This is a genomic window from Paenibacillus sp. TAF43_2 (assembly GCF_052113545.1).
Classification (GTDB): Bacteria; Bacillota; Bacilli; order Paenibacillales; family Paenibacillaceae; genus Pristimantibacillus.
The window spans coordinates 1-11,882 of the sequence record NZ_JBFRDK010000186.1 but is presented as its reverse complement, the minus strand read 5'-3'; the positions used below and the strand labels follow the sequence as shown (position 1 = coordinate 11,882).

Sequence of the window (11,882 nt, the reverse complement as noted above, 5' to 3'; positions counted from 1 at the left end):
TTCACAAAGATACCGGTAAAATGATAGGCAGAATTTTTTTGTACGTGAAAGAAACGACTATTGCCTCGATTTATGAGGAAGGGAAAAACAAGGGCGGCGAATTTTATATCGTCGATTCCGCGGGCAGAATTATCTCTTCACAAAATAAAGCTATGTTATACCGGGATTTCAAGGAAGCCGTCTCCATAAGCATTCCCGAGAATGGTAAAGACACAACATTTACCCAGGGCAGCGGTAGCCAAGAAATGTTGCTATTCACCCATCGCTTCGAACCGTTGAAATGGACAATTGTAAGCGCTATCCCGATGAATAATATTTCTTCCGATCGGAAAGAAATCAATCAATTGATTATAGGAATCGGCGCAGCATGCTTGCTGCTAGCATTAATTGTGTCCTTCCTATTGTCCCGGTCGATCACGCGACCCATCTTCCGGCTTGCCAAGACCATGAGAGAAATCCGGACGGGAAAGATGCAAGTCAGAAKCTCCTACCAATCAAAAGATGAGATCGGATATTTAAGCGAGGGCTTCAATAGTTTAATGGATCGCATTGAGGCGCTTATGGCCGAAAACGTCGAGAAACAAAGGACAAAGGCCGAGATCGAATTCAAATTGCTGCAATCGCAAGTGAAGCCACATTTTTTGTACAATACGGTTGAAACTATTATTTCGCTCATTAAGCTGGGCTTAGGGAAGCAAGCCATACAGGCAGCCCAATATATGGCGAATTTCTATAAGATCTCGTTAAGCAAGGGCAACGATATCATATCGATAGGCGAAGAAATGCGTTTAACGGAAAGCTATTTGGAAATTCAGCAGCTGCGTTATGTGGAATATATGGAGTATACGATGGAAATGGACAATGAAATTTTGTCCTATTCGATACCGAAGCTGACCCTGCAGCCAATTGTGGAGAATGCCATCTATCACGGATTGAAGCTCAAAAAGGAAAAAGGAATCATACGCATTACAGGAAGGCGCAGCGGGAGCAATGTGGAAATCGAAATTTACGATAACGGGGCGGGTATGGACAAGAATCAAACCAAGGCAATAATGGCAGGGTCCAGCGTTCCTGATGAAACCAGCGGGTTTGGGATCACAAGCGTATTTAATCGAATTCGAATGCTGTACGGGGAAAGATACGGTCTGCAAGTTGAAAGCGAGTACGGCGTTTATACGAAAATTATAATTGTACTGCCCCTTCGTCATCATTAGCTCCTGCCCGCATCCATGAGACAGGCATATCTATTATCCGCAAAATAAGAAATGAATAGAATAGGAGGAAAGAGCATGTACAAAGTGCTAATCGTCGATGATGAATATTACTTCAGACAAGCCTTGAAGATTTCGCTGCCATGGAGTGAGCTGGGCTTTCAAATCGCGGGGGAGGCAAAAAATGGGGCGGAAGCGCTGGAACTGATGATCGAGGTAGAGCCTGATGTTGTGTTGGTCGATATGAATATGCCGATTATGGATGGATTGGAGTTTATACACAAAGCCAAGGAGCGCGACCGGAAAACAAAATTTCTGGTGTTGTCAGGTCACAGCGAATTTGTGTATGCCAAACAGGCCGTGCAATTGGGCGTTTCTAATTACGTGCTGAAACCCATTAACGAAGAAGAACTTCAAAGCTCCTTACTGGATATAAAGGAGCTCATACGATCGGAGCGTCTGGGCAAGATTGAGTTGGACGATCTAAGGAAGCAGGCAAGCGATGGCTTGTCTGTCATGAAGGAGCAAGTGCTGAACGGTTGGCTGCAGGGCAACGTTATTACTAGATCCAGTTCCGATTGGGATCGATTACATGATTTGGGAATAAAGTTGAAAGGGTTGCATTACCTGGCAATTGTCATCGACCTGGATTCAAGCGAGGAGAGGAATCTTGAGGAGGGTATGCTGATTCGTAAAGCCAAGGTACAAGAAATCGCTCAAAATGATATGCAAGGCGCCTTTCAGTGTGTCAGCTGTCATGATCATGATGATCGTCTGGTTCTGATCATAGGATCGCCTGACGGCTCCTTCAACAAGCTGGAATCGATTTGCGAACAGATTCGATTGAACGTAGAGAACGATTTGGCTTGTACGGTAACGATTGGCTTAGGGAATGGCTGCGAAACGTTTGAGTTGATCTCAGTTTCATACAAGGAAGCGTTAATTGCTTTGAAGCAGCGGTTTGTATGGGGTGGCAACAAGGTGTTCGCTCATTCCTTGATTGCGGAAACCGGGATAAAGGTCGGATTGTTCTCGGTGGAAAAAAGAAGCGGCTTGCTGATGCTCATGCGAATCGGGAACATGTCCGAGACAGAAGAATGGCTCTCGCGTTTTTTTCATGATACTCGCGTCCAACAAGCGTCTATGGAAATGCTGCTTCTCGCCGGAATCGAATTCGTATCCACATGCCTGGAATTTTTGGCCGAAGCGTCGCAAAGCTTTGAAGATGTCTTCCGAAATACGACACAACCCGATATGATACAACACGTTCAGCGGATGAAAACCTTCAACGAGTTGGAGGACTGGATACGTACTTTAATTCTAAAGTCCATGGATCATGTACATAGTCGCAAAACGAATAGAGCCGTCAAAGTTATAGAGGAGGTCAAATCGTATATTACGAGGCATTACGGCAATGAAGAACTGCGAATTGAAGATATCGCAAAGAGTGTTCATATGAATTACAATCATCTTTGCTTCGTGTTTAAGAAAGAAACGACCTTTACGATCAATGACTACCTGACCGAAATACGGATTATTAAAGCAAAGGAACTTTTTGATCAGGGAGAGAAGGTTATTCAAAACGTATCGAACCGGGTGGGATATGCGGACGCCAACTATTTCAGCAAATGCTTCAAAAAATATATGGGAATCACGCCTAGCAAATATGTGAATCAAATCCAATAGCCTATACTTCAATACAGACGTTAGGGGGAAAGTGAAAACTTTGCCTCTATCGTCTATTTTTTTGCCGTTAATTTTACTGCTAGCCCGAGAATAGTCTCTGTACTAAATATGGGAAGATTCGTAAAATTATCTCAAGGTTGATACCGCTTTCAATATCTAAAATCAATCCGATATTCGCTTTGACAAATAGGGGAGGTAAACAATGAAAACGAAGTCAAAGGCAGTGGCTATGTTCCTTATGGCAAGTACTCTTCTGGTTTCATCGGCATGCAGCAGCGGAAATGAAACAAAGTCCAACCAGCCGTCCGACAATCCGTCGCCCTCGGCAACAAGCAAGGAGGATAACAAGAATACGACGAAGACGGACAGCAAAAAAATCAAGATGAGAGTCATAACGCTTACGACGGACGAGAATCGCAACAACATTATGGAAAAATTCATCAAACCGAATATTGCTGCAGCGCTYCCTAATCTTGAAGTCGAGTTTGAGCCCGGCGGCGGCGGCGAGGATATGGCAAACAAATTGAAGACGTTGAATGCTTCTGGGGATATGCCGGACGTATTCTGGAATGATGCGGGCTACTTTACGCCGCTCAAGAGCACTGGCAGCATTCTGGATCTGTCACCTTATATTTCGAAAGACGGTTTCTTGGACAAATATGCGGTGCCGGATGCGTTAAAGCATGTCGATAACGGGATCTACAGCTTGTCTTCCGGAGCGGACACGTATTTCACCCCTGTTATCTTCTATCATAAAGATATGTTCGAAGAAGCCGGGGTTCAAGTGCCTACCACGTTCGATGAACTGATTCAAATCTCGAAGACGCTCAAGAGCAAGGGCATGGTACCGGCTGTGACTCCCGGCAAGGACGGGTGGGGACCGAAGCTCTTTATGCTGCAGCAAATGATTCAAATCGGAGATCCGCAGGCGATGGCAGACCTTGTCAGCAACAAAACGGACTTCAACAATCCATCCGTCAAGGAAGGAGCGGCTCGCATCGAAACGCTGGTCAAGGAAGGCGTGTTCCCAGACGGTATTGCAAATGTGGATTACGGTCCGGCGATGGAAATGTTTACGTCCAAAAAAGCGGCTATGTTATGGATGTTTACTTGGGAGCYGCCAAATCTCGCAAAAGACGAAACGGTTGATTTCTTCCCATTCCCAAGTGCCAGCGATAAGTATAACCCTGCACAGACCGTACAGTTCTGGGGTTCCCCGCTTAACGGTTATGCGGTCAACGGCAAAACAGAGAACCCGGAAGAGGCCGTCAAGCTTGCCGAATTTCTAGCCATGGCGGATGCGCTATACTTCGAGTCTACCGGGGCTCCCATATCTTTGCAGACAGGCAACCAGGCGATGGATAGGAGCCCGCTTATGCAGAAGTTCGTTGACTGGTACAATCCGATTCCTAATAAAATCGCGTCCATGGCTCTTAATTCCCTAGATGCGAGGACGTCATCCGAAATATCTACGCAAGGAGCGAATTTACTAACGGGTGAGTTCGCAGCCGATGATTTTAATGTGGCGATGAACAAGATCTGGAGCGAAAATACGTGGTTTGACAAGTAAAAGATGCAATAACAGCTAAATCCCCTTTGGATTGATCCAAGGGGGTTTAGACACAAACTAAATGGTGGAGAGAGCGATGAACAAGTACTTTAGCACCAAAGTGACTATATTTGTGTTTGCTTTCCCGGCATTACTGCTGTTTTCCTTATTCTGCGTATACCCTTTGATTCCGGAGATCTGGATGAGCTTGCATAAGCATGACGGATTTAGAAACTTGGGTTTTGTTGGTTTAAATAATTACAAAGAAGTGATGGCTTCCCCATCCTTTTGGACCGCTCATAAGAATACGTATCTCATTGTAGCCATTTCATTATTGCTGGGGCTGCCCCTATCCATGATGCTTTCGCTTTTTATGGATGCTCAAACACCGAAGTTTCGTCGATTCTTCAAGACGGTGGCGATGTTCCCTGCTATCTTGTCGGTCACGGTTGTTGCACAGATCTGGTTGGCGTTCTACGAACCAAATTGGGGTTTATTTAACGAGATTCTCCGATCGTTAGGGCTCAGCTCATGGACGCATTCGTGGTTAACGGAAAAGAAAACAGTAATGCCCAGCATCGGAGTGACATTCCTGTGGCAATATATTGGACTGAACGCGTTGCTGTTTTATACAGGAATCAAGACCATACCCAAGAGTTACTATGAAGCGGCTTTGATCGACGGTGCTAATTATATTCAAGTTTGCTTACGAATTACGATCCCCTTGCTGCAGAATGTAATCAAATACGTACTAATTCTGTCTACATTAGGCTCAATGGCATTTTATTCGCATGTACGAGTCATGACGGCAGGAGGCCCAGGAGATCTATCCAGGACGGTCATCTACCAGATGTATTATACGGCATTTGATACTTCCGAATTTGGCAAGGGTACTGCGATCGCCGTTATTTTTATTCTGGAATGCCTTTTGATCTCCTTTGTCATTCAAAGGTACGTTGCCAGAGAAAAACTGGAGTTTTAAGCTAGGGGGGAGCTTTCTGAAATTATTAAGTCGAGTGTTTTGGGTAGCCGTGGGATGCACGTTTTTGTTTCCCTTGTACTGGATGGTAACGATGTCATTGAAGTCCAAAAGCGAAGCTTACGACAATCCTTTTGGATTGCCGTCTTCCTTGGACTGGCTGAACTTCAGCGAAGCGCTGTCCAAATATCATTTTTATACGTATTTCGAGAACAGCGTGATTTATACCGCAGGCACAATCGCCATTACGTTGACAACGGGCAGCATGCTTGCTTATTGCCTCAGCCGCATGCAGTGGAAATTCAATTCGATAATGCTGTTTTATGTATCTATGGGTTTAATTGTCCCAATCGAAGTAGTCGTTATTCCTTTATTCCAGCTCGTTAAATGGATGCATATCAAAAATAGTTATTTGGGCCTTATCTTGCCGTATTCCGGCTTCGCCATCGCTTCCTGCGTACTGATGCTGTATGCCTTTCTTCGTTCATTGCCTAAGGAGCTGGAAGAAGCAGCATGCATAGATGGAGCGAATGTCTATCAAACGTATATTAAAATCATATTTCCAATCGTAATGCCAGCGCTCGTGACGCAATGCGTTCTTATATTCATTCGAATCTGGAACGAATTTCCGCTTGCTTTTATTATTGCTTCCAAGGATCAATTCAGGCCGCTTACAGTCGGGTTGCTTGGTTTCTTTATCAATGTGGGAGTTACGGATTGGGGACTCATCGGCGCGAGTATGCTGCTGTCCAGCTTGCCAATGATCATCGTTTATTTAATAGGCAACGAAAAGATCGAAAATGCATTGACTGCAGGTGCAATTCTAAAGTGACGAATGTGAAGTGGGAGAAGGGACATCTGATAAGGTGTCTTTTCTCCGTATTTTCAGGTTGGCGCAGCGCACTATGTTTACTTATTGTCCCGTGAATTTTACTTGCAGTCCAATAATAGTCTCTGGGAATATTCTTAGAGGCTGGTATTATAAAAGCATTGATTGACAGCGCTTCCATTATTGGAAATAGAATTGCTCAGTCAAAGGGAATGTAAAGGTTTGCAGCCAGAATTCTGCTCCATGAACAAGGATGGTAATGCAAGGGGGGGGAATAAAGTTCGGAATCTGCTCAACATTTTTACCTAATGGCAACCAGAAGAAACTACCTTTCGTGGAAGTTACGGGCTGTATTTATTATTGACAAATACAGCAGAGAAACCGGGACTAATACCGCTTAGGCGGCAATGTGTATAAGATTTTACTTATATCCAGGGAGGTTTTATGAAAGTGAGAAAAAGAGCATTTATTTGGATTATGACTTTGGTAATGGTATTTCCCATGCTACCATTCTCAGGGTCGGTAGTAGTCGCGGCTGACAGTGCGCCAATTGCAAACGCGGCTGACACTACACCAAGTGCAACTATCTATGTTGCTACAAATGGCGATGATCACACAGGTGAGGGAACACAAGATAAGCCGTACAAAACGCTTGCCAAGGCAAAAGCAGTAGTAAGGACTTTGCCTAAGACCGGCGGTGATATCGTTGTTCAAATTGCAGATGGCTATTATTCGCTTGATGAAACCCTGGTTTTTAACAAGGATGATTCCGGAAGCGCAAGCAGCACGATTCGCTATGAGGCGGCGCCGGGTGCGAAGCCGGTAATCAGCGCTGGTGAAATGCTGGAAAAAGGCGTATGGACAGAGGCTTTAGGCCTTACCCAGACGGGCGGCTTAACGGCGTACAAAACGACCCTTAACCGGAACGATAAGTTGCGCGCGATCTATGTAAACGATAAGATCGCCAACATGACTCTGAGCCCGCAAATCGCTTCGACCAACAGAACCGTCAACGGCACCCCGACAGCCAGCTTTACCGGTGCCAATAACCCTTGGGCGTGGCAAAGCGGCAGCAACATCCGTGCGGCTATCGTATTCGATGCCAGCGTGGGTCTGACGACGGCAACGAAAAATCCCCAAAACATCGAAGCGGAAAGCATGGGCGGCTCCACAGCCAGATGGTCGAGGCCTTTTGTCACCTTCGCGTCGATCGAACAGGCGCCGGCAGCCAGCAATAAGCCCGGCGGTGTCATGCTCCGTTTCCAGATGCCATATGGTGCGATTTCACAGTCTTTAAGTAATAACACGCAATACAATCCAGGTAACAACCAAGTCATCCGCAACGCTTTTGAATTTTTCAATAAACGCGGAGATTTCTATTTCGACCAGGCGGAAAGCACACTTTATTATATCCCGCTTGCAGGTGAGGATATCAATACCGCTGACGTGGTCATTCCAAGGCATGAGAAGGTGCTCGACATAAGAGGGATTGCTGTAGGAGATCGATTGAAGCCTGCCCAGGGCTCGGACGATGGACGTGTCAAACACATAACCTTTAACGGGCTGAAGTTTGCCCATACCGACTACAAGCTATTTGAACTAACGGGCACCTATACACTTAGCGACGGATCCGGTCCGGTAACGACCAGCTCCCGCGGCTTCGCGTCAGTACAAGGCTCTATCGTGAACACCGTTTACTTCCCAAGCAGCATCAACTGGCATGAGACTTTCTACCGAGGGTATGACATACCGCCAGCAGCGGTTATGATCAACGCGGCGAGGAACATCAAAGTGCTGAACGGCGAGATCGGGCTTACCGGATTTAATGGCATCCATGTAGAGAACGATGTTAAGGACATCGAAGTCACGGGCAACTATATCGCAGATACGCTCGCTTCTGGTGTTGTAATCGGACATCCGCAACATATCTATGAAAACGATGAATCGATTAAGCATGAATCTAGTATTTCGGTCTCTGGCACGCCAATAAGGAACTGGGCCGGCGTTGATAAGGAGAAATTTAAGGCGGGTACGGAAGCTGTACCGGAAAATATTTTTATCACAAATAACTTTTTGTTTAGGAACTGCTACGGATTCCCGGGGGCCAACTCCCTAACCTCATTCTATACAACGAACATGCAGGTACTGCACAACTACTTTTATGACGCCACTTACGGCGCCTTGAGCATCGGCTGGGGCTGGGATGAATACGATGGATTCGGCTTTACTGCCCAAGGGTCCAACAAGACCGGCGGCCCGTACCACGGTACGCATGAAACAAGTCTCGCGAGGTCCCCAGTAATCTCTACAACCTCCAGAAATAACAAAATAAACTATAACCGGGTAGAGGAAATTTGCACGATAGTTAACGACTCCGGAGCCATTTACTCACTGGGCCGGCAGGGCGATCCGGGGAATTTGCCGGGCGGAGGAACATGGGACACCGTCAACGATCTGACAAACAACCCTGTCACCGACAAGAATAGTAACTGGCATTCTGACAACTGGACGAATTTCACAGAGATGAACTATAACTTCCTTGATCCGAATCCAACAGGCAAACCTACGACCTCCAACAACTGGACGAACGGTTTCCATCCTGACGAAGGCAGCACGTTCATCAAAATGATCGGCAACGTCGTGCAGTCAAAGCTCTCCCATGCTGTTGGACAGAGCCGTCTTTATGAATTTAACAACTGGAAGCGCAAAAGCGATATGATTGCTGTCGAAGGTTACGTGGACGGGAATAACAACCAGAATGGCGGCCCTAGGATTACTTACGATAATTACAAGAGTGAAGACCGCATATGGCCGGTTAAGGGCAACGAAATCGTTTTGAATTCGGGTCTTACCAACGAATACACGCATATGATTCCAAGAATTCTCATTGCCGATACCGAGTTTGAGCTGGCTTCCAACGTCATCATGGGTAAAGGTGAAAAACTGAGCCGCAGGGGTCTGCTAAAAGCGCAAGATACGGTTTGGCTTGCGCCTGCGAACACAACGGTCTTTAAAGAAGGCACTACGATGACAAAAGCTGCCGGCGACGAAACGTCAATCCTTGCTCCGTCTGCCGCAGGCGAATACAAACTTTATATCGTATATGGAGACGGCAGAGCAACAGCCACTTCCAAGCATACGGCATACGTCGACGCGAGCGCGTCAGCCACCAACGTGGAAAATGGGAAAATCTATGAAGTTTCAGCGGTACAGCCTCTTAAATTGACGTTGAGTAATGATTACAGCTTTACACTTAACGGCAAGCCCGTGGCGAATGGGTACGAAATCCGCACTGCAGGAAGCTGGAACTTGGTAGGCAGCTCTTCGATGCCTGCAATAACCTTCAACTTTACAACTACAGTATCAGTGGCCAATAAGTTGCTCCCGGCTAACGTGACAGTAGCCCCTGGCGGGACAGTCAGGTTTGCGCACGATTTGAACGATGCGACTAAGAAAATTTGGATTTCCTCATCGAGCGGCGGACATTTTGATGGCGGCGACGATGAAACAGTGACCTCTGGCGACATGCTCGGAATGGCTGCACCTATGTTACCAGGTCCCTACATTATTTATGTACTGGCGGCAGACGGCGAAGTGCTAAGTCAGTCGCACGCTCGTGTTGTGGTCAGCGATACGGCACCTGCCGATATTCCTAGAAATGGTCTTGACTTATGGCTCAAGGCCGATGAAGGAGTGGAAAAAGATAGCAGCGGCAACGTGATTGGTTGGACAAATATGGGAAGCGTTGAAGCGAAGCTTGTCCCGGCGAACGTCCCTGGCAGCGGCGGCGATAATCTTGGAACACCAAACGGGAACCCCTCGCTAAAGAAAGATGTATACGACTATGTAGAATTCACGGCGAACTCAAGGCCGCTAAAAGCTGCAGGCTTCAAAGATTATAATGGCAGTACGCAGATGACGATCTACACGCTGGTTAGGCCAACTAGCACAGCCAACAACTCCAGCGATCAAAATGGCCTTGTTTATTTCGGATTGAACGAGTCGTACCAAACATGGGCCGCCAACGACGGCTGGAGTGGTATTAATCTTGGTGTAGGAATAAACAGAGTTAACGTCCGCTTTGGTAACGCGGATGGCGGCGTATCGGGCGGCGGGCAACAATTTACAACCGCAGCCACTGACAATCTGGTCAGCGTTCGGGCGCAGCTAAACGGAACCAATAGAGCTGTTTTTGTTAACAACAACGTCATCGGAACCCCTGGAACTAATGCTAAGGCGCTTACAGGGAACAGATCGGATCTGGGCATTGGGTACACAATGGCGGCTGCAACCCCTTACCGCTTCATGGGTAGAGTCGTACAGATTCTCATCTACGACAGGGTGCTGACAGCAGAAGAAATTGCGAAAGTAGAAGCTTATTTTAACGAGGTCAAAGTCGGCCGCGGTGGGTCCGCGAACCCGATTGCTCCTGTGGGGGTCGACAAATCCTTGCTGACCGCTTTGATTGAGAGCGTCAAGGATAAGGACGCTGCAATTCATACAGTCTCTTCGTGGAACGCTTTTGCAAGCGCATTAAGTGAGGCCAAAACTGCCGCCTCAAATGGTGAGATCGGGCAGGCAGCAGCGGATCATTCATATTACGCTCTGCGTAACGCGATCAAAGCGCTTCAGCTGTTACCTAGCGGAGTTGGGACAGCCGTATACGGTACGCCTGTTCTCGGCGGCTCCGAACTCGACCCACTCTGGAATACGACCGCCACGCTGCCGATCCTTAAGCATCTTACAATGGTGAATGGTCCGACGGATGGCTCCGCTAAAGTGCTATGGGACGATACAAACCTGTATGTTCTGGTGCGTGTAAAAGACCCTGTGCTGAACAGCAGCAGCAGCGAAGCGCATGAGAAGGACTCAGTCGAGATCTTTGTGGATGAGACCAACAGTAAACAAACCTCCTACGGCACAGGAATGGGACAATACCGTATTAACTATCTGAATGAGAAAAGCTTTAATCCAGGCAGTATCAGTGCAGGTGTTGAGTCTTATGCCAAGGTCGTGGATGGCGGTTATTACATTGAAACTAAGATCCCCTTTAAAGCGGCTGTTCCTGCGGTTAATCATGTCATTGGATTTGATTTGCAGATCAATGACGCGAAAGCATCTGGTGGCCGTCAGGATATTATCATGTGGCACGACGTGACTGGACAGTCTTATGCCAACGGCTCACAATGGGGTGTGGTTACACTTGTGAACGAGTCTATGCTTGCGGTCACCGGCGCGGACGGAGCGACTTCCATCACGACGAAAGACGGCACGCTGCAAATGTTGGCGGGAGTGCCCGCCGTATGGTCGGTAACCGCAGAAGACGGTTCGGAGACAAATACGGCGATCATTAGCGAGACGGGATTGCTGTCAGCCAAAATGAATGGCGTCGTGAAAGTAACGGCGAAAGCCATCGGGTCCAGTTTGAGCGGCAGCGTGCTGATCTCAATCAGCGGTCAAGAAGGCGCGTTGCTGACCGGACCGGGGACGATTGAAGGCGGCAAAAACTTTGATGTTGACTTCAGCTTGGCGCATTCTGGAGAAGATGTCAAAGCGCTAGATATTACGATTAATTATGATGCGGATAAGCTGGAATTTGTATCAATGGAATCGCTCCAGCAAGATTTC

At 47.1% G+C, this 11,882-nt stretch carries 6 protein-coding genes; all 6 read left to right on the top strand.

The window, feature by feature from the left end; genetic code table 11:
- The coding region (locus AB4Z17_RS27615) for a sensor histidine kinase (RefSeq protein ID WP_441963351.1) at positions 1-1,214 on the top strand (1,214 nt) is incomplete at its 5' end.
- Between the two features lie 75 nt (positions 1,215-1,289).
- Positions 1,290-2,897: a response regulator gene (locus tag AB4Z17_RS27610; RefSeq protein WP_441963349.1), complete on the top strand. Its 1,608-nt coding sequence runs from the start codon at positions 1,290-1,292 to the stop codon at positions 2,895-2,897.
- A 202-nt stretch (positions 2,898-3,099) separates the two neighbouring features.
- Positions 3,100-4,467: an ABC transporter substrate-binding protein gene (locus tag AB4Z17_RS27605; RefSeq protein ID WP_441963348.1), complete on the top strand. Its 1,368-nt coding sequence runs from the start codon at positions 3,100-3,102 to the stop codon at positions 4,465-4,467.
- Positions 4,468-4,543: 76 nt separating this feature from the next.
- The gene (locus AB4Z17_RS27600) at positions 4,544-5,428 is read left to right on the top strand and encodes a carbohydrate ABC transporter permease (protein ID WP_441963346.1); all 885 of its coding nucleotides are present in this window, start codon (positions 4,544-4,546) and stop codon (positions 5,426-5,428) included.
- Between the two features lie 82 nt (positions 5,429-5,510).
- Complete coding sequence (locus AB4Z17_RS27595) at positions 5,511-6,257, top strand: carbohydrate ABC transporter permease (RefSeq protein ID WP_441963344.1); 747 nt, start codon at positions 5,511-5,513, stop codon at positions 6,255-6,257.
- A 441-nt stretch (positions 6,258-6,698) separates the two neighbouring features.
- On the top strand, positions 6,699-11,882 hold a 5,184-nt coding region (locus AB4Z17_RS27590; protein ID WP_441963342.1), incomplete at its 3' end, for a sugar-binding protein.